General features: G+C 69.2%; 21 protein-coding genes. 10 read left to right on the forward strand and 11 right to left on the reverse strand.

Going from position 1 to position 18,727, the window contains the following annotated elements; all coding sequences use genetic code 11:
• Positions 1 to 262: 262 nt before the first annotated feature.
• The 4 genes from lpqS to G6N31_RS21680 all read left to right on the forward strand — a co-directional run bounded on the left by lpqS (position 263) and on the right by G6N31_RS21680 (position 5,339).
• The gene (gene lpqS, locus G6N31_RS21665; protein ID WP_133117685.1) at positions 263 to 679 is read left to right on the forward strand and encodes a putative copper homeostasis (lipo)protein LpqS; all 417 of its coding nucleotides are present in this window, start codon (positions 263 to 265) and stop codon (positions 677 to 679) included.
• A 102-nt stretch (positions 680 to 781) separates the two neighbouring features.
• Positions 782 to 1,897 carry a PLP-dependent cysteine synthase family protein gene (locus G6N31_RS21670; protein ID WP_098003683.1) on the forward strand — a complete coding sequence of 372 codons (1,116 nt, stop codon included), beginning with the start codon at positions 782 to 784 and terminating at the stop codon, positions 1,895 to 1,897.
• Positions 1,894 to 3,147: an MFS transporter gene (locus G6N31_RS21675; RefSeq protein ID WP_098003682.1), complete on the forward strand. Its 1,254-nt coding sequence runs from the start codon at positions 1,894 to 1,896 to the stop codon at positions 3,145 to 3,147. Before G6N31_RS21670 ends, G6N31_RS21675 begins: the two co-directional genes overlap by 4 nt.
• A 98-nt stretch (positions 3,148 to 3,245) precedes the next feature.
• Positions 3,246 to 5,339 carry a heavy metal translocating P-type ATPase gene (locus G6N31_RS21680; protein WP_098003681.1) on the forward strand — a complete coding sequence of 698 codons (2,094 nt, stop codon included), beginning with the start codon at positions 3,246 to 3,248 and terminating at the stop codon, positions 5,337 to 5,339.
• Between the two features lie 16 nt (positions 5,340 to 5,355).
• On the opposite strand, the gene G6N31_RS21685 is transcribed toward G6N31_RS21680, so the two are convergent.
• Positions 5,356 to 6,048 carry a hypothetical protein gene (locus tag G6N31_RS21685; protein ID WP_098003680.1) on the reverse strand — a complete coding sequence of 231 codons (693 nt, stop codon included), beginning with the start codon at positions 6,046 to 6,048 and terminating at the stop codon, positions 5,356 to 5,358.
• A 98-nt stretch (positions 6,049 to 6,146) separates the two neighbouring features.
• Between G6N31_RS21685 and G6N31_RS21690 the strand changes: the two genes are divergently transcribed.
• Complete coding sequence (locus tag G6N31_RS21690) at positions 6,147 to 6,743, forward strand: TetR/AcrR family transcriptional regulator (protein ID WP_098003679.1); 597 nt, start codon at positions 6,147 to 6,149, stop codon at positions 6,741 to 6,743.
• A gap of 60 nt (positions 6,744 to 6,803) precedes the next feature.
• Here G6N31_RS21690 and G6N31_RS21695 read toward each other — a convergent pair whose 3' ends face one another.
• Genes G6N31_RS21695 through G6N31_RS21705 form a run of 3 tightly spaced genes read right to left on the reverse strand, consistent with a single transcriptional unit; the run spans position 6,804 to position 8,860 of the window.
• Positions 6,804 to 7,517, reverse strand: coding sequence for a pyrimidine reductase family protein (locus tag G6N31_RS21695; RefSeq protein WP_264033346.1), 714 nt, complete (start codon positions 7,515 to 7,517; stop codon positions 6,804 to 6,806).
• Between the two features lie 2 nt (positions 7,518 to 7,519).
• Complete coding sequence (locus G6N31_RS21700; RefSeq protein WP_098003677.1) at positions 7,520 to 8,017, reverse strand: flavin reductase family protein; 498 nt, start codon at positions 8,015 to 8,017, stop codon at positions 7,520 to 7,522.
• A 42-nt stretch (positions 8,018 to 8,059) separates the two neighbouring features.
• Positions 8,060 to 8,860 (reverse strand): adenylate/guanylate cyclase domain-containing protein, encoded by an 801-nt coding sequence (locus tag G6N31_RS21705; RefSeq protein WP_234815302.1) that lies wholly within the window; start codon positions 8,858 to 8,860, stop codon positions 8,060 to 8,062.
• 111 nt (positions 8,861 to 8,971) lie between these two features.
• Here G6N31_RS21705 and G6N31_RS21710 point away from each other — a divergent pair, with 111 nt between their 5' ends.
• The 3 genes from G6N31_RS21710 to G6N31_RS21720 are packed head-to-tail and all read left to right on the forward strand — an operon-like array spanning position 8,972 to position 11,262.
• Positions 8,972 to 9,151 carry a hypothetical protein gene (locus G6N31_RS21710; protein ID WP_098003676.1) on the forward strand — a complete coding sequence of 60 codons (180 nt, stop codon included), beginning with the start codon at positions 8,972 to 8,974 and terminating at the stop codon, positions 9,149 to 9,151.
• A gap of 9 nt (positions 9,152 to 9,160) precedes the next feature.
• Positions 9,161 to 10,375 (forward strand): cupin domain-containing protein, encoded by a 1,215-nt coding sequence (locus G6N31_RS21715; RefSeq protein ID WP_098003675.1) that lies wholly within the window; start codon positions 9,161 to 9,163, stop codon positions 10,373 to 10,375.
• Positions 10,372 to 11,262, forward strand: coding sequence for a ferredoxin family protein (locus G6N31_RS21720; protein WP_098003674.1), 891 nt, complete (start codon positions 10,372 to 10,374; stop codon positions 11,260 to 11,262). The genes G6N31_RS21715 and G6N31_RS21720 overlap by 4 nt, the downstream gene beginning before the upstream one ends.
• On the opposite strand, the gene G6N31_RS21725 is transcribed toward G6N31_RS21720, so the two are convergent.
• From G6N31_RS21725 to G6N31_RS21745, 5 genes are all read right to left on the reverse strand, one after another.
• A complete protein-coding gene (locus G6N31_RS21725; protein ID WP_098003673.1) occupies positions 11,253 to 12,329 on the reverse strand; it encodes an NAD(P)H-dependent amine dehydrogenase family protein in 1,077 nt (358 codons plus the stop codon). The two genes, G6N31_RS21720 and G6N31_RS21725, sit on opposite strands and share 10 nt — an antisense overlap.
• A gap of 2 nt (positions 12,330 to 12,331) precedes the next feature.
• A complete protein-coding gene (locus tag G6N31_RS21730; RefSeq protein ID WP_098003672.1) occupies positions 12,332 to 13,363 on the reverse strand; it encodes a fused (3R)-hydroxyacyl-ACP dehydratase subunits HadA/HadB in 1,032 nt (343 codons plus the stop codon).
• Positions 13,364 to 13,474: 111 nt separating this feature from the next.
• The gene (locus G6N31_RS21735) at positions 13,475 to 13,897 is read right to left on the reverse strand and encodes a nitroreductase family deazaflavin-dependent oxidoreductase (RefSeq protein ID WP_098003671.1); all 423 of its coding nucleotides are present in this window, start codon (positions 13,895 to 13,897) and stop codon (positions 13,475 to 13,477) included.
• A 91-nt stretch (positions 13,898 to 13,988) separates the two neighbouring features.
• Complete coding sequence (locus tag G6N31_RS21740; protein ID WP_098003670.1) at positions 13,989 to 14,213, reverse strand: hypothetical protein; 225 nt, start codon at positions 14,211 to 14,213, stop codon at positions 13,989 to 13,991.
• Between the two features lie 43 nt (positions 14,214 to 14,256).
• Entirely contained in the window at positions 14,257 to 15,444 is a 1,188-nt protein-coding gene (locus G6N31_RS21745) for a YVTN family beta-propeller repeat protein (protein ID WP_098003669.1), read from the reverse strand.
• A 36-nt stretch (positions 15,445 to 15,480) separates the two neighbouring features.
• On the opposite strand from G6N31_RS21745, the gene G6N31_RS21750 reads away from it, so the two are divergent.
• Positions 15,481 to 15,957, forward strand: a complete 477-nt coding sequence (locus G6N31_RS21750) for a DUF309 domain-containing protein (RefSeq protein WP_098003668.1) — start codon at positions 15,481 to 15,483, stop codon at positions 15,955 to 15,957.
• On the opposite strand, the gene G6N31_RS21755 is transcribed toward G6N31_RS21750, so the two are convergent.
• Entirely contained in the window at positions 15,954 to 16,145 is a 192-nt protein-coding gene (locus tag G6N31_RS21755) for a ferredoxin (protein WP_098003667.1), read from the reverse strand. The two genes, G6N31_RS21750 and G6N31_RS21755, sit on opposite strands and share 4 nt — an antisense overlap.
• A gap of 117 nt (positions 16,146 to 16,262) precedes the next feature.
• Here G6N31_RS21755 and G6N31_RS21760 point away from each other — a divergent pair, with 117 nt between their 5' ends.
• A complete protein-coding gene (locus G6N31_RS21760) occupies positions 16,263 to 17,897 on the forward strand; it encodes a fatty acid--CoA ligase (protein ID WP_098003666.1) in 1,635 nt (544 codons plus the stop codon).
• A gap of 13 nt (positions 17,898 to 17,910) precedes the next feature.
• On the opposite strand, the gene otsB is transcribed toward G6N31_RS21760, so the two are convergent.
• Positions 17,911 to 18,720 carry a trehalose-phosphatase gene (gene otsB, locus G6N31_RS21765; protein WP_098003665.1) on the reverse strand — a complete coding sequence of 270 codons (810 nt, stop codon included), beginning with the start codon at positions 18,718 to 18,720 and terminating at the stop codon, positions 17,911 to 17,913.
• Positions 18,721 to 18,727 lie beyond the last annotated feature (7 nt).

The raw sequence follows: 18,727 nt of genomic DNA on the forward strand, positions 1-18,727 counted from the left end.
GCAAACGTGCCGAGCCGCGGCTCCGCCGGATCGCCGCGCGCCCTCTGTACCACTGATGAAGACCGATAACGTGGGTTGTGTCCGTCGCTCGCAACGTCCGGCTCTGCCGGCTCTCCGCGAAAACTATTTAGTCACACTGAGTTCAGCGCTCATCGGTTACCGGCCGCGTCCACCTGCAGAAAGTCGCGGGCGCGTCACAACTTGACGGCAACTCCGGCGCGGGATCGTAATTCGTCGGTCCGCTGCTACAGTCGGCAACATCGTGATCTGGATTGGTACGAACTCCTCACAACGCCGACGCGGAGTCGTCGCGGTGGTGGTGTTCGCATTCTGGACCGTCCTGGTCGCCGGGGGCTGGGCGCCGCAGGCGACTGCCCCGGCGACCGAGCACGGCCATCACGCCGTGGCGCCGGCTCCGGCCGGCGCGGCGACTTCGTTGTCGGTCGACCATCCGCACGTCTCCCCGGACGATCGGTACTTCGCGGCCGACGCTATGGCCGAAGCAGTGGTACCGCGTGCCGGACTCGCACTCATCGCGTTCGCGCTCGTCGCCGTCCTGGCTGTGCCTCTGCTCTGGCGGCAGGCCGCGGTAGCCACGGAACGCGGACCACCTCGTCGCACACCCGCATCATCCGGCGGCCGAGCTCTGCTCTGCCTGCTGTGCATAGCGCGCCGCTGACCGGCCAGCGTCAGGTCTCGTCTCTGTAGATGAGGCCGGCGACCGCATCCCGCCATCAGTAGCCGCGCCAGGTCGCGGCGTGAACAGAAGCGACACACAGCGATGAATCATGTCCTGTCCATTCACTCTGCCCAATACCACCGACCAAGCCCGCAGTGCCGGCACGGGAGTCACGGTCGGCCGGCGACCATGGTCGGTCACACACCGGTGGTGCGGATCTCGGCGCCGTTCACCGATACCGGTCGCAGCTTCTGGGCCAAACTCGAAGGGTTCAACCCCGGTGGAATGAAAGACCGGCCGGCGTTGCACATGGTCGAAAAGGCCCGTGCCGCCGGAACCCTGCAGCCGGGCGCCCGGATCGTCGAATCGACTAGCGGGACTCTGGGATTAGGGCTGGCGCTAGCCGGAACGGTTTACGGTCACCCGGTCACCCTCGTGACCGATCCCGGACTGGAGCCCTTGATCCAGCGCATGCTCACCGCGTTCGGCGCCCGGGTGGAACTGGTCACCGATCCACATCCGGAGGGTGGCTGGCAACAAGCCCGCCGGGACCGCGTCAACCAGATCCTCGCCGCCGACGCTCACGCGTGGCATCCGGATCAGTACAACAACCCGGATAACGTCGAGGCCTATCGCGGATTGGCCCTGGAATTGAATGAGCAGCTGGGCCGCATCGACGTCCTGGTCTGTTCGGTAGGGACCGGCGGTCACTCTGCGGGCGTCGCGCGGGTGCTTCGGGAAACCAACCCCGACCTCCGGCTGATCGGCGTCGATACAGTGGGTTCGACCATCTTCGGTCAACCCGCAGGCACCCGGCTGATGCGCGGACTCGGCTCGAGCATCTATCCGGGCAACGTCGACTACAAGGCATTCGATGAAGTCCATTGGGTGGCGCCGGCAGAAGCGGTGTGGGCGTGCCGCACGTTGGCGGCGACCCATTACGCCAGCGGCGGCTGGAGTGTCGGCGCGGTTGCGCTGGTGGCGGGCTGGGCCGCTCAGCACAGCACACCCGACACAACTGTCGCGGCGATCTTCCCGGACGGGCCGCAGCGCTACTTCGACACCGTGTACAACGACGAGTACTGCCGTCACCACGGCCTGCTCGAGGAGCCGCCGCCGCAACATCCCATCACCATCGACGATTCACTCGGCCAGACCGTTGCCAGCTGGAGTCGGTGCACCACCGTCGTCAATCCCAAGGAGGTGACGCGCCGGTGAATCTGGCCTCCAGTTTCCGCAGCTTCGGCTGGCCTAGTCGCCTGCTGATGATCAACCAGTTCGGCATCAACCTCGGCTTCTACATGCTGATGCCCTATCTGGCCGCCTACCTAGCAGGGCCGTTGGGATTGGCCGCGTGGGCCATCGGCCTGGTGCTCGGCGTCCGGAACTTCTCTCAACAGGGCATGTTCATCGTCGGTGGCACCTTGGCCGACCGGTTGGGCTACAAGCCGCTGATCGTCGCCGGGTGCGGCCTTCGCACCGTGGGGTTCGCGCTGCTGGTTCTCGCCGACTCACTGCCGGCGTTGCTCATTGCCTCTGCAGCAACGGGTTTCGCGGGCGCTCTGTTCAACCCGGCCGTGCGCGCCTATCTCGCAGCCGACTCCGGTCCGCGGCGGGTCGAAGCGTTCGCGCTGTTCAACGTGTTCTATCAGGGGGGCATCCTCGCCGGGCCGCTGGTCGGACTCGCGCTGATGTTCGCCGACTTCCGGACGACGGCCGCTGCCGCAGCGGTGGTGTTCGCCGCCCTGACCGTCGCGCAGCTGTTCGCCCTGCCCCAACGTGTGGGGGAACCCCCGGCAGAGAAGACGTCGGTCCTGCAGGATTGGCGCGTTGTCGTCACCAACAGATCGTTCCTGCTGTTCGCCGCGGCGATGATCGGCTCCTACGTGCTGTCCTTCCAGGTCTACCTGGCGCTACCGCTACAGGCCCGCCAGCTCTTCCCCGGCAGCGACACGATCGTCACCGCGATGATCTTCGTGGTGTCCGGGGTGGTGGCGGTGGTCGGTCAGCTGCGCATCACGCGATGGTTCGCCCAGCGGTGGGGCTCCGGGAGATCGCTGGTGATCGGCATGCTGATCCTCGCGGTGTCGTTCGCGCCACTGATCGCGCTGCCGGACGACTCGCGGGCCGGGCGGGTCGCCGCGGCGGCAGCGCTGCTGCTGGCCACCGCGATCCTGGCGGTCGGTACGGTCGCGGTCTTCCCCTTCGAAATGGACACCGTGGTCTCGCTGGCCGAAAACCGACTGGTGGGAACACATTACGGCTTCTACAACACCGTCGTCGGCGTCGGCATTCTGGGCGGCAATCTCGCCACGGGTGCTCTGATGCAGACGGCACGCGACCTCGGCGCACCAGAACTGTTATGGATGCTCCTGAGCGCAATCGGGTTGCTGTCGGCGCTCGCCCTCTACCGACTCGACCGTCGGGGTCGGCTCCGTCCGACGCAGCCCTTGGCGGGGTCGGTGTAACCGGAAAGGCCATTGCGGTATACCCCATGGGGGTATAACGTGGCCGTTATCCGCGGCGGATCGGTGATTCGTGGTCCGCTGTTTCCCAAAGGAGCGACATGGCACACGGGCACGACAACACCAGCGCAGTGGCCACAGCGACGGCGCACGAGGGTCACAGCGGCCACAGCGGCCATGCGGGCCACAGCGGCCATGCGGGCCACGGCGGGCATGGCGATCACGTTGCACAGTTCCGGAAACTGTTCTGGACCAGTCTGATTCTCGCGGTGCCGGTCATTGGTTTCTCGCCGATGTTCGCGATGCTGATCGGCTATCAGCTCCCCGACGTCGCGGGACTACGTTGGATCGCACCGGTTCTGGGGACGGTGATGTACGCCGTCGGCGGCCGGCCGTTCCTGACGGGCGCCGTCAGCGAGATCCGTTCGCGCAAACCCGGGATGATGCTGTTGATCGGGTTGGCCATCACCGTCGCCTTCCTGGCCTCGTGGGGCGCGAGCCTGGGCCTGCTCCATCACGAACTCGAGTTCTGGTGGGAACTGGCGCTGCTCATCGTGATCATGCTGCTCGGCCACTGGGTCGAGATGCGCTCCCTGGCCCAGACCACTTCTGCGCTGGACTCGTTGGCCGCGCTGCTGCCCGACGAAGCCGAGAAGGTGGAGGGCGACCACACCGTCACCGTGTCGCCGGCGGACCTGCAGCTCGGTGACATCGTGGTGGTCCGGCCCGGCGGGAGTGTGCCCGCCGACGGCCGCATCGTCGACGGCGGCGCGGACATGGACGAATCGATGGTCACCGGCGAATCCCGGCCGGTTGCCCGCGGCGTCGGCGATACCGTGACGGCCGGAACCGTCGCCACCGACTCCGGATTGCGCGTGGAGATCACCGCGACCGGCGACGACACCGCGTTGGCCGGTATCCAACGGCTGGTGTCCGAGGCGCAGAACTCGTCGTCGCGCGCGCAGCGCCTCGCCGACAGGGCAGCAGGCTGGTTGTTCTGGTTCGCCCTGGTCACCGCGGCGGTCACCGCGGTGGTGTGGACAATCGTCGGCAACCCCGACGCGTCGGTCGTCCGGGCCATCACCGTGCTGGTCATCGCCTGCCCGCATGCACTGGGCCTGGCGATCCCGCTGGTCGTCTCGATCGCGACCGAACGTTCGGCCCGGGGTGGTGTGCTGATCAAGGACCGCCTCGCGATGGAGAGCATGCGCACGGTCGACGCCGTGCTGTTCGACAAGACCGGCACGCTGACCAAAGGCGAACCCACCGTGACCGCGGTCGAGCCGGTTGGCGGTGTCGAGGCCGACACCGTCCTGACGTTGGCCGCGGCGGCCGAGACCGACAGCGAGCATCCGCTGGCCCGGGCCATCGTCAAGGCCGCCGAGGACAAGGGGCTGACCGTGCCCCGCGCCGCGGGCTTCTCCTCATCGCCGGCGGTGGGGGTGACCGCGACCGTCGACGGACACGAAATCCGGGTCGGGGGGCCGCGCCTGCTGGAAGAGGTTGGCGCACAGGAAGTCACAGCAGCAGGGGGATGGCGTGACGAGGGCGCCATCATCCTGCACGTCCTGCGGGACGGCACGGTGATCGGTGGCCTTCGACTGGCCGACGAGGTGCGTGGCGAATCCCGCGAGGCGATCGACGCGCTGCACAAACTCGGCATCGAGGTCGTGATGATCACCGGCGACGCCGAGGCCGTCGCACACGCCGTCGGCGCCGAGCTCGGTATTGACCGGGTGTTCGCCGGCGTCCGCCCGGAAGACAAGGCATCCAAAGTCGCCGCGTTGCAGCAGGAGGGCAAGAAGGTCGCGATGGTCGGCGACGGCGTCAACGACGCGCCGGCGCTGGCGCAGGCCGATGTCGGTATCGCCATCGGCGCCGGCACCGACGTCGCGATCGCGTCTGCCGGCGTCATCCTGGCGAGCTCGGACCCGCGCTCGGTGCTCGCGGTGATCGAACTCTCCCGCGCGAGCTACCGCAAGATGAAGCAGAACCTGTGGTGGGGCGCGGGGTACAACCTGATCGCGGTGCCACTGGCCGCCGGGGTGCTGGCCCCGATCGGGTTCGTGCTGCCCATGTCGGTGGGCGCGATCCTGATGTCGCTGTCGACGATCGTGGTGGCGCTCAACGCCCAGCTGCTCCGCCGGCTCGACCTGAGCCCGGACGCCAGCACCCGCGCCGTGCTCGACCGGTAGGACGTGCGGCGACGCCTCAGTGCTCGTGGTCGTGATGGGAGTGCGGCGCCGGTTGCGGCGTGTACTGGGGGCCCGGGGGCGGTCCGGCGGGGTCGCGGAGGGGCGTGACGACGGGTGCCGGGGCGGCCGGCTCACCGACGTGAGCATGCTGAGCATCGGTGTGCTCGACGCCGGACCCGTGGTGGCCGCCAGGTGACTCCGCGTGGCCGTGGTCGTGCCGGAGCCCCGACGCGACACCGACGGTGGACGCGAGCGTCACCACACCGACCGCGCCCAGCAGCACCATGGCGTTCGCGAACGCCGGGATCGCCGCGCCACGCAGGCCGCGGTACACCACCCAGCCGGCCCCCATCACCACGTAGATCTGCAGCAGCAGCGCGCACAGGTCGGCGCCCTGCACCACCTCGGCGGTGCCGGCGTGCGGACCGAACGGCGCCCCGGTGGTGCGGGACACCGTCCACAGCGCGATGGCGCCGACGTTGAGCATGATGCCGAAGGCCAGCACGGACGGGGTGGTCCGGGCCAGCACCACCAGGGCCCAGAGCAGCTGGCCGAGCGCGAGCGCGACGAAGAACAGTCCCGCCGGCATCCACTCGTGCCAGTGCGCCGGTACCACGGCGAAGTGGATGACCGCGGCGCCGAGCGAGGCGAGAGCCGCGAGACGAGCTGCCAGCCTGCTGTCCGTCTTCGCCGCTGTCCGGGGTGACATTCGTCCGATGATGGCAGCAGGCCGTCGATCCGCCTCGGTGTGACATCACATCGCCACCGGACCGAGACTGTGCCGTCATCCGCGGCTACCCTGCAGAGGTGGCCCGCACCGAGAACGCGATGGCAGCGGTGTCGTCGCTGGAGGTGCGCCGGGCGCGCCGCGAGGGGCGAGACCTGACGGCGTCGATCCTCGACGTCGCCAGTGGGCTGCTCGCGGAAGCCTCCTACCCGGGCGTCACCCTGCCCGCGGTCGCCGCCCGCTGCGGCACCTCGGTCGCTGCGCTGCTGAGGCAGTACCCCACCAAAGACGTGCTGATCGCCAGCATCTACCTGCGTCGGCTGCAAACGCTGCCGCTCGAGGTCGACACCACCGGCGATGTCGTGGACCGGCTTACCGCCCAGGTGCACTTGGTGGCCAACCTCTTCGCCGACCATCCGCATCTCGGCCTGGCCTGCAACATCGCGCTGATGCGCAACGACGACCCGGGCATCGTGCCGGTACGCGAGGCGGTGTCGACCGAGATCCGCCGACGGATCGCCGCCGCACTGGGATCCGGTGCGTGGCCCGAGATCAACAACACCGTCGAAACCGTGATCTGCGGGGCGCTGCTGCAAGTGGGTGCCGGCTTGCTGGGCTACCGGCAGATGATCGAACACGTCGAGATGATGCTGCGGCTGCTCCTGCCGGAGGACTGACGTCCTGTATCGCGGCGCCGAACGTGCTTCTGTGGCGGATTTTTTCGTCGATCTGCGCCCTCAGCGCACCGTCGGCGGCGACGCAATGACCGGCGGGCGCGAGTACTTCACATAGAGGTAGTCGGCGTGGGTGAGCACATGGTCGAGCACCATCGACCGCGGGGTCTGCAGCGCGGCACCACCGTGGCCGACCGCTTGGATGCCGGCCAATGTCGGAGAGATGGTCACGCACAGCTCGTCGAGTAGGTCGGCCGCGGTGATCTCGTCCAGCAGCGTCGGACCACCCTCGCAGAGAATGTGATTCAGGCCGCGACGGCGGAGTTCGGTGACCGCGGCGCCGACGTCGACGGTGTCCGAGCCGGCGACCAGCACGTCGCGCCGCTCATCGGGAGCAAGACGGTACTGTTCGACCGCGCGTTCGGTGGTGACGAGGATGTGGCGCTGGGCCGGATCGGCGAACAGCGAATCGGGAAGCGCTCCCGTGCCGCTGACCACCGCGATCGGCGGGATGCCGCGGGCGCCGGGTTCGCGCAGGCGCACCGGTCCGTACTGCTCGGCGCGGGCGGTACCCGCACCGACGAGCACGACATCGGCGAAGCGACGTAGTTCGCGCAGCAGTGCCTGGTCGAGTGGGTCGGACAGCGGTCCGGCTCGGCCGGCGAAGGCCGCGGCGCCGTCGGCCGAGAAGATCATGTTGGCGCGCACCCCGGAGGGCGGCGTCGCGTAGAAACCGGTCAGTTCGGCGAGGTCGGCGACGACGCGCAGTTGCGGCACGGTCACGCCTCGTGGCCGGGGGTCAGGTCGCGGACGTCGGCGAAGGTGACCCAGTCGGAGAACTCGCCGGGGGCCCGGCCCGCCACCGGCTGCAGGACGTGCGCGACGTGGTCGCCGACATCGAAACGGTCCCGGATCGTACCGACGAACCAAGCGCCGGCGTCGTCGAGGACCGGGACGCCCTCGGGTCCGTCGTGCCATGCGCAACGCGTGAATTTGTCTGTCTCGTCGCCGGTTTCGCCGCCGAACAACCGAGGCACGTCGAGGTGGTCGCGGGCGAAGACGTGCACCGCGAGATGGGTGGCGTCCCGGGCGATCCGGAACGTCCGATTCTTCTTGGAAAGGCCGATCAGGAACCTCGACGGGTTGATGCTGGTCTGGCTGGCGAACCCGACCAGGCACCCGGACCGATCGTCGCCCGCGCGGGTGGTGACCACGAACATCGGATAGTCCAACAGAGACACCAGCGCTTCGAAGGGTTCGGAACCAAAGTCGGCCATCCGAGCAGTATCCCCGCCGGGGAGATCGACGTGGCGATCACCTCACGCGTTCACCGCGTAGACAGTCTGCGCCCCCTGAATGCCCTTGAATTCCGCCCGTCGGGGCTCTCCGAACGACATGTCGTCCGGGCAGTCGAGCGACTCCCGCAGTGCGGCGCTGACCAGGATCTGCCCGCCGTCGGCGAGGTCGGCGATGCGCGCGGCCAGCGCCACGTCGAGGCCGAAGAGGTCCTCCCCGCGCCGGACCGACGTGCCGACGTGTGCACCCATCCGCACCCGGATGTCGTCCCACCGCGGCCCGTCGGATGCCAGTGCACGCTGAACCGCCACGCAACACCGCAGCGCGTCGAGCGGCCGGGCGAACGCGATCATGAAGCCGTCACCCTGATTCTTGACGACGAAGCCGTGGTGTTCGCCGACGAGCCGCACGATGAGCCGGTTGTGCCTTTCGAGCAGCTGCACCCAGGCGCGGTCACCCATCGCCTCATTGCGCTGCGTCGAGCCCTCGATGTCGGAGAAGACCAGCACCACCGATCCCGACGCGGTGATCTTCGCCAGGTCCGGCCGCTCGACGCGGGCCCAGCCGGCGATGTCCTCGATCGAGCTGCGCACCTGGCCGCCGATTCCCTTGCGAACGATGGCGTCGGCGGTCTGCACGGTATTGGTCACCGCACGCACGGCCAGCGGTGCGACCCCGACCGGCTTGCGCCGTCGGGGCGCTCCGTCGTCGGCGCGCTGCCGGCGGTTGAGTGCGCGGCGCGCGCTGGTCAGCTGTCGCCGCGACACGAGCAACAGGATCGCCAGCGCGATCAGTCCGGCGGTCTGACAGCGACGACGATCCACAGCGCGGCGGTCATTCGGCCGATTATCTACCGGCGGCTGTTTACGCAGCGACAGCCCGGGAAACTCTCGCCAGACCGCGCCGGCAGGCGCGGGCTGACGAAGGAGGATCCCATGGCCATCAACGACGACGACATCACCACGACGCCGGGCGGCGGCGAAGGCACCGCGGACGGCGGCTCGAACCCCGAGGGTCACGACGGCGGCGCCGACGGAACCGCCGGCGGCGAGGGCACCGCCGACGGCGGCTCGAATCCCGAGGGCCACGACGGCGGGGCCGACGGCACCGCGTAACGAGACTCCATGCTGAGTCGCTGCATCGGCGCCGACCCCCAGGAGTTCGCGCAGAGCTACTGGGGGAGGCGGCCGCTGTTCAGCCCGGCCGCCTCGCTGCCGCGCGACTTCTCGGATCTGTTGTCGGCCGACGCGGTCGACGAGTTGCTCGCCGAGCGCGGGGTCCGCGCGCCGTTCATCCGGCTTGCCAAGGACGGCAGCGTGCTGGCGCGCGACTGTTATCTCGGGCCGGCGGGCTTCGGTGCCGAGGTCACCGACCAGGTGGACCCGGCCAAGGTGCTTGCGCAGTTCGCGGCCGGTGCGTCGATCGTGCTGCAGGGTCTGCACCGGTTATGGCCTCCGGTGATCGACTTCGTGCGCGCACTGGTCGACGACCTCGGCCATCCCGTGCAGGCCAACGCTTACATCACGCCTCCGTCGAACCGGGGCTTCGAACCGCACTACGACGTACACGACGTGTTCGTGCTGCAGACCGCCGGACACAAACACTGGTCGGTGCACGCGCCCGTGCACGTCGATCCGCTGCCGACGCAGCCGTGGACCGACCACCGGGACGCGGTCGCGCACCGGGTCGCCGACGACGACCCGGTCATCGACACCGTACTCGCGCCGGGCGATGCGCTGTACCTGCCGCGGGGCTGGATCCATTCCGCCCGGGCGCTGGACACGGTGTCTGTGCACTTGACCGTCGGGGTGTCGGCGACCACCCGGCTCGACGTCATCCGCGCCCTCGTCGACGGGTTGTCCGCGCACCAGCAGTTCCGCGCGTCGCTGCCGATGGCCACCGACCCGACCGACCGAGACGAGATGGCCGCCACCGCAACGAAAATCATCGCCGAACTGACCGAGACCTTGCGGGACGGGGCGCCGGACCTGAGCGATGCCGTGGCCACCCGCCTGGCACAGCAGTACGCCGAGCGGACCCGTCCGGTGGCGGTGCGGCCGCTGGCGTCACTCGTCGCCGCCGAACACGCCGACACCGTGGTGGTCCGGTGGCGCCGCGGTCTGGTCGCAACTCTCGAACGCGGTGACGGGCGGGTGCGGATGCGCCTGCCGGACCGCACTATCGACTTTCCCGACGCGTGCGCCGATGCGCTGGCTGCGCTGCAGCGCGGGACCGTCGCCGACGCCGGCGACCTGCCCGGTCTGGATGCCGCCGACGGCGCCGTGGTGATCCGCCGCCTGCTGCGCGAAGCGGTTCTCGTCCCGGTGGATCGGTCATGACCGGCGCGCCGAAGCGCACTCCGTGCAGCGACGCCTCGCTGGCGCGCCAGGACCCCATGCACGGCACCGCCTCCGCCGGAAATCGCTGGTTGCTTCTTGAACTCGAGGGTGGTTGGGGCCCTTCGGCTTTCCTGCAATCTCCCAACATCATCGACCCACAGCTGGGGCGGGCGGTGGTGCGACGTGCCGAATCCGCCAAGATGCGCATCGCTGCGATCCGCCGGCACGGCCGACGCTCCGCAGCACCGCGCTGGCGCTGGTATATCGCCGATGCCGAACCGGGTTCGGAGGCACTGCATCACGGTGAGGTCGGCGACCCGCGGGATTATCTGGAGCTGGCTCTCGACGGCTCCGACGGCCGACGTGTCGACGAGCCGGTGGTCGCGGTGTGCGCGCACGGCAAGCATGACCAGTGCTGCGCGGTGCGGGGCCGCGCCGCCGTCTCCGCGATCGCGGCCGCCTATCCGGAGATCACCTGGGAGTGTTCACATCTGGGCGGCGATCGGTTCGCCGCGACGATGCTGATCCTGCCCGAAGGCCTGTGTTACGGCCGGGTCGACTCCGCCGACGGGGCCGCTCTGGTTGCCCGGTATCTCGACGGACGGCTGGACACCAGCTTCCTGCGCGGCCGTACCTCGCTGCCGCACGCGGTGCAGGCGGCACAGCACTACGCGCGGTTGCACCTCGGTGAGGACCGCATCGACGCGCTCGCGCCCCTCGACGTGCACGCGGGGGAGGGGCTGCGACGGGTGGTGCTCGAGCACCACGCCGGTCCGATCGAGGTGACGTTGCGGGACAAGATGTCCGAGTCGCTGTTCTCGCAGTGCAGTGCGACGGTGGCCGGACCGGTCCGGACGTTCGAACTGGTGTCCCTGAATCAGACGTGACCGAAGCCGGTATGGCTGCGGATCAGCGGCAGATTCGCCATGGTCGCGAACCCCGGCGGCGCCGCACACACCGCCGGCACGGCGTTGAGGATCTGCATGGCCGTGGCCACATTGGCCGAGCGGACGTGCTCTTCCATGCCGGCCGCGCGGCGGAAACTGGCCAGCGAGAAGAAGTGGGTCCGCATCGACGGGTCGCCCTCGATGGTCAGCGTCCAGCCGTGTTGCGGCGTGGGCCAGTGGTCGGGATATTCGTTGCCGACCGTCCACAGAGTCTCGATCTCGATCAGCGTCTCCCCGGAACGCTGTCCGCGCCACTGCCAACGCTGCCCGGCGGTGGTGCCGGCCCGCAGCACATGGTCGAAGATCTGGTGGTCGTCCTTGGCGGGCACCGCATCGACTGACGCGGTCACCTCGTCGATGTCGGCGTGCAGCGCGTCGGCGAGAAACCACACCTGCTCGGAGAACAAGGCGCTGTTGAAGGCCAGGAACTCGTTGGCCGTCGGGCTGATCTCGTCGACAGGACGCCCGAATGCCATGTTGTCGAAGGTGATCGACGTGCTGTCGTAGACCGACCAGTCGGCACGCTCCTGCAGGGTGATCTTGTCGATGGTGCGGCTCATGCCCGACAGGGCCAACGGCAGTACACCGGACAGGTTCCCGGGGTTCAGTCCGCTGCCGTGCACGCTGGATCCGCCGCGGCGGCAGGCGTCGAGCAGCCGGTCGCGGTCGGTGCGGTCGCTGCGTTCGGGATGGAACAGAAATGCCGTCGTCGCAACGTTTTTCCCGCTGGCGAGCAGGGCGCAGACGTCGGCGATCTCGGTCCGGCGCGGCGTGTAGAGGACACAGTCGGCGTCCAGCGCGAGGATCTGCTCGACGTCGGTGGTCGCGGCGACCCCCACCGGGTCACGGCCGACGAGCGTCCCGACGTCGACGCCGTTCTTGTCCCCGGAGTAGACCCGCGCGGCCACGATGCGCAGGTCGGGTCGGTGGTCGATGATCGCGGTGGCCAGCTCCCGGCCCACGGCGCCCAGGCCCCAGAGGATGACGGCGTGCTGCGGGGATTCCACGGTCAGCGGAAGCGGACGTGCAGCGTTGCCAGGCCGAAGATCTTCTTGCCGCCGGCTTTGGCGCCGACCAGCACGACGCCGCTGCGGGTCTGTGGGTCGAGGGATTTGACCTTGCCGCTGAACTCGATGTCCGCACCCTCCCTGGCCGACACCACCGCCGGCTGGGACAGCCGCACCGCGTAGCGGGTGACCGCGCCGGGGTCGCCCGACCAGCGCGATACGAAGCCGGCGCCCAGCCCCATCGTGAGCATGCCGTGCGCGATCACGTCGGGCAGCCCGGCCAGCTTGGCGATGTCCTCGTCCCAGTGGATCGGGTTGGCGTCACCGGCGACGCCGGCGTAGTTGACCAGATCGCCGCGCGAGAGCCGGGTGTGGTGGATCGGCAGCTCGTCGCCGACCTGCACGTCGTCGAAGTTCGCGGTGCCCGGCGTGCGGGTCAGCGTGCCCTGCGAGATCCTGATCTCGCCGTCGGGGCGAATCGTCTTCTCGTAGTCGGCGTCGTTGCCGCCGATGTCGAGAATGTTCATGTCGTGCATCATCGCGTTTTGCACGGCCGTCTTGACCCCGGCGTCGATGTCCTCGGCGGTCACCCCCACGACGGTGGTGTGCAGCGTGTGCACCCGCTCCCCGTGCAGATCGGTGTAGGTGTTGGTGACGGTGATGAAGTCGCGGCCGGCCGTGCGGCGCACCGAGGACAGCTCGACGTCGATGATCAGCTCGTCGCCCGCCACGATCGGGCGGTGCTGCTCGAACACCTCCTCGGTCTGCAGGTAGGTGTCGTAGCCGACGACGATCTCTTCGAACATGCGCCGGTTGCACTGCATGCCGGGGGCCGAGGTGAACGTCAGCGGCGCGATGACGTCGGAATACCCCAGTTCACGGGCCGCGGTGACGTCCCAGTGCGCGGGGTGGTAGTCCTGCACCGCGCGGGCGTACTCGCGCAGCTTCTCACGGCCGACGAGATAGGTGCCCGCCATCTGGTAGTGGTGCCCGACCCGGGCTTCGAGCGGCGACGTCTCTGCGGGTGCAGTCATACGGTGACACTAACGCGCGCCCGGTCGGCGAAAGTGCACGCAGCGTCGTCGCCGGACCGCAGACGCTACCGTCGGCGCACTCTCGCGCTACCGACCAGCGGCTCGACGGGCCTATTCGACGACGAAGATCGGGATCTGCCGGGAGGTGTTGGCCTGGTACTCGGCGTAGGGAGGGAACGCCGCGACGGCCAGCTCCCACCAGTGCTGCCGCTCGTCGCCGTCGAGTTCGCGGGCGGTGCCCTCGAAGATCCGCTCGCCGTCTTGGACCGTCACCGCCGGGTTGGCCTTCACGTTGAAGTACCAGGCCGGATGCTTGGGATCGCCGCCTTTGGAGGCCACCATCAGGTAGCGCCCGTTCTCCTCGACGCGCATCAACGGCACGTAGCGCTTCTTGCCGGACTGCGCGCCGGTGGTGGTGAACAACACGATGGGGCGGTCGTAGACCTCGACGCCGTCGGTGGTGCCCTGCTCGAGGATGCGCTGGGTCTGCTCGCGGACCCAGTCGGTGGGACTCAACTCTGCTTGTTCGCTCACGTTGTCTCCAATGATCGGCAGACCGCCGGTATTCCCGGCTAGATTGCCCGCCGAGCCCGAGCGAGAAACGCCCCGGACTCGGCCCAGCGGGTCAGACCGTCCACCCCGTCTCCTGCGGCCACGACTCCACGTTGCGACCGTTGCACCGCAACCGCACGTACTCGTGGCCACGGTCGGAGGCTTGGGCGACCGTGTCGGCGAACACCCGGCGAGCCTCGGCTTCAGGTCCCTGGACCACCGACGTCTCCTGTGCTCCGTTGGCCGGGTCGCCGCGGTCGTACAGGTCGGCCACCACGACCTCCCAGGTCTCGCTCATCTGAACCTCCTTCGCGTGGGGGCCGGGTACCCGATCCGACCGCTCAGCCATGTCCCGATTGGTGCGGAACTTCGCTGTGGTGGCCCGGTACTTGCTCGTTCTCGCCCGCTGCGGGCGCCGGTTCCGCGGGAATGGGGACGTCGAGTGCGACGGTCGGGGCGCCGGCCGAGGGTGGCCGCGGCGAGTAACTGATCCCATTAGGGCCGGCGCCGACCCCAACCGTGGCCGTTACCGTGCGGCTGCGCAGATCGATGACCGACACGGTGTCGGCGTAGCTGTCGGTGACCCAGGCGAGGCGGCCCGTCGGATCGATCACGACGCCGTGCGGTCCCGCCCCGGTCGGCACGGTGGCCTCGACGGTCATCGTGGCCGTGTCGATCACCGAGGCGTTCTGCCCGGCGGCTTGCGGGGTGCCTTGGTCGGCCGAGACGACGGTGGCGTCGTCGGGGGTGAGGAACACCTGTACCGGAGGCGCGGAGACCGGGGCGCTGCCGACGATCTTCCGCGCGGTGAGATCGACCTTGACCACCGCGGCCGGCTCTGTGGTGCCGGTGTAGGCGAATCGTCCGTCGGCGCTGACGGCGACCTGTGCGGGCCCGTCGCCCACCGGCACCGAGAACCGCACCGAATCGGACCCGGCGTCGATCACATCGAGCGCGCCTGCGCTGTGATTGGCCACCACGATCACCGAGCCGTCGGCAGCGGCGCGTAATCCGTGCGGCATGCCGCCGACCTCGATCCGTCCCATCGGCTCCAGGTTCTGGCGTCGGAAGACCGAGACGGTGCCGTCCTCGGAGTTGGCGACGTAGACCTTGCCGTTGGGCGCGTCGATGACATGGGCGGGGTGCGGCCCGGTCCGCGCGGTCGCGATGACCTTGTAGGACTCGGCGTCGATGGCGGCGACCAGCGACGAGTCGGCGCTGGTCGCGTACACCGTGCCCGGGTCGGTGCCGACCTGGACGTTGTGTGGCGCTTGGATTCCGGTCAGCGTGGTCGCGACCGTGTTAGTTGCGGTATCGAGCACCGTCAGGCTGTTGCCGGTCTCATCGGCCACCCACACCGACCCCGACACCTGCGGAGCGGGTTCCGGGCCGACCGGCGTAGTCGCGGTCTCGCGTCCGCCACCGGAGCAGCCGACCAGTGCTGCCGCCAGCAGCGCTGCACAGACGGCCGCAACGACCCGGACCGAGGACCGGGTCTCCGACGAGGTTCTCGTGGTGGCCGGCACCATGGGCCCGACCCTACTCCGGCGCGGCAAGATGGGGACATGGTCGAACGTGCCCGCGACGAGACCGGCCGGCCGCGTAACGCGCGCCCCCGCGATGCGCTGGGGCGGCCGCTTCCGCCGGGCAGCGACGGTGTGCCCAGGATCCCCGACGATCTGCACCTGTCACCCTCGGGGTTCCTCGCATCCGCCCAGGATCTCCTGGACAACGGCTTCGCGTTCCATGCCCACGAGGTGCTCGAGGCCGCGTGGAAGGATCGGCCATCCGAGGAGCGGCCGCTGTGGCAGGGGCTGGCGCAACTCGCCGTCGGGGTCACCCACATCCAGCGCGGCAACCCGGCCGGGGCGTCGGCGCTGCTGCGGCGCGGGTGCGAGCGGCTCGGTGAGGTCGCCCGGCCGGCGCCGCACTCCGTGGACGTCGACGGTTTGGTCGGCTGGGCGACAGACCTCATCGAGGCCCTCGGTTCGTCGGCGGACATCGCGCCGACGCGGCTGCGCCGGCCGCTCACGACGGGCTAATCGCTGCGGGTGATCGCCGCGCGAGGGCAGTCGGCGACCGCCTGCTCCGCGGCCGGCTCCTGGTCGACCGGCACCGGATCGGCGACCACGATCGCGTATTCGTCGTCGTCGAGTTCGAAAACCTGCGGCGCGATCTTGACGCAGAAGGCGTTGCCTTCACAGCGATCGCGGTCCACGTGCACCCGCATGAGCCCCTCCTCTGCGCTACCGACCTTAGCTTTACGGGACCGGGTGAAACGGTGAAACTCGGCGAGCCCGGGCGCTAGCATCGCGGCCAACTGACCGCACGGGCGAAGGCTTTCACGATGTACAGCACGATGCAGGATGTTCCTCTGACCGTCGCGGCGATTCTGCGCTACGCGGCCACGGTGCACGGGGACCGCACGGTGACCACCGCAACCGGCGACGGTTACCGGCACGCCACCTACCGCGAACTCGGCGAGCGCGCGGCCCGCCTGGCCAACGCGCTGCGCCGGCTCGGGATCGACGGTGACGACCGGGTGGCCACGTTCATGTGGAACAACCAGGAACACCTCGAGGCCTACGTCGCGGTGCCCTCGATGGGCGCGGTACTGCACACCCTCAACATCCGGCTGTTCCCCGAACAGCTCGAGTTCGTTGCCTACGAAGCCGAAGATCGCGTGGTCATCGCCGACCTGTCGCTGACACCCGTGCTGGCGCCGGTGCTGGGGTCGATGGAGACCGTGCACACCGTGATCGCCGTCGGCGAGGGTGATCTGGCCCCGCTGGAGGCGTCGGGCAAAAAGGTGGTGCGCTACGACGACGTCCTCGCGGCCGAGTCCGCCGAGTTCGACTGGCCGGACATCGACGAGAAGTCGGCTGCAGCAATGTGTTACACCAGCGGCACCACCGGCCACCCCAAGGGGGTGGTCTACGGGCACCGCTCGAGCTACCTGCACTCGATGGCGGTGTGCGCGGGCAACGGTCTGGGCCTGAGCTTCTCCGACAAGGCGTTGCCGATCGTGCCGATGTTCCACGCCAACGCCTGGGGTCTGCCGTATGCCGCGCTGATGGCCGGCGCGGACCTGGTGCTGCCGGACCGGTTCATGACCGCCGAGCGCCTCGTCGACCTGATCGAGACGCAGCGGCCCACCGTCGCCGGCGCGGTACCCACGATCTGGAACGACGTCATGCACCACCTCGAACGCAATCCCGGCCATGACATCTCGTCGCTGCGGCTGGTCGGCTGCGGCGGATCGGCGGTCCCGGTGTCGCTGATGCAGGTGTTCGAGGAGAAGCTCGGCGTGCAGATCCGCCAGCTGTGGGGCATGACCGAGACCTCCCCGGTCGCGACACTGGCCTGGCCGCCGCCGGGCACCCCGGAGGACCGGCACTGGCAGATCCGCGGAACCCAGGGCCGACCCATCTGCGGGGTGGAGGCCCGCATCGTCGACGACGAGGGTGCCGCACTGCCCCACGACGGCGAGGCCGTCGGCGAACTGGAGGTCCGCGGCCCCTGGATCACCGGCTCCTACTACCGCAACACCGACGAGTCGAAGTTCCAGTCCGGGTGGCTGCGCACCGGCGACGTGGGCCGCGTCGACGCCCAGGGCTACATCACGCTGACCGACCGCGCCAAGGACGTCATCAAATCCGGCGGCGAATGGATCTCCTCGGTCGAACTGGAGAACCACCTCATCGCGCACCCGGCGGTGCGCGAAGCCGCCGTGGTCGGCGTACCCGATGACCGCTGGCAGGAACGTCCGCTCGCGGCTGTCGTCGTCCAGGACGGTGCCCAGGCCGACGCCGCTGAGCTGCGAAAGTTCCTCAGCGACAAGGTTGCTCGTTGGTGGCTGCCGGAACGCTGGACCTTCGTCGACGAGATCCCCCGCACCAGCGTGGGCAAATACGACAAGAAGGTGATCCGGGCGCGCTACGCCGACGACGCCTACCAGGTCACCGAACTGCGCGACACGTAGGGCGCCGGCGCGCTCAGCGTCCCAGCGCGGTCAGGAACTGCCGGACCTCATCGACCGAGCCGAGCACGAACTGCGCAGCGGTCTCGCGGTCGCCGACCTCGGGGTCGTCGGCACAACCGACGAAGATTCCGATTCCCTTGTCGCGCAACGCCCGGAAGGCGTCCTCGTCGGTGATGTCATCGCCCAGATACAGCGGCACCACGTCGTCGCTGCCGAGGTCGAGCACGTCGATCAGATGCAGGACCGCCCTGCCCTTGTCCCAGTCGACGTTCGGCTTGAGCTCGTAGACCATCTTCCCGGGGGTGAGCGCGACATCGTCGGGGTGCTCGGCGAGCAGGCGCTGCACGCTCTCGGCGATGCGGTCGCGATGCTCCGCGGCGACGAGCCGATAGTGCACCGCCACCGAGGCCCGCTTGGGTTCGATCTGCACGCCCGGAATCGCGCCGACCTCGTCGCGGAGCCGGTCGGCCACCGTCGCGATCAGATCGAGATAGCCGGAGACCCGGTCGTCGGTGATCGAACCCTGCTGCGGGGTCCAGATGTCGAAGCCGTGGCTGCCGGCGACGACCAGATCGTCGAGGCCCATCAACTGCTGCGCCACGGTGCGGTCCCGGCCGGTGATGATGCACACCGGGCAGCGTGCGGCGAGTTCGCGCAGCGTCGTTCGCATGTCACCGGACATCACCGCGTCCTCCGGGCGGTCCACGATCGGTGTCAGCACTCCGTCGTAGTCGAGGAACACCGCGGGCCTGCGCCCCGCCAGCCGGCGCTCGACGGAACCGTCCGCGAGCACCGACGGCAGGTCGCTCACCTTGCTGCTCATCGCAGAC

Source organism: Mycolicibacterium duvalii (genome assembly GCF_010726645.1).
In the GTDB taxonomy this organism is placed as follows: Bacteria; Actinomycetota; Actinomycetes; order Mycobacteriales; family Mycobacteriaceae; genus Mycobacterium; species Mycobacterium duvalii.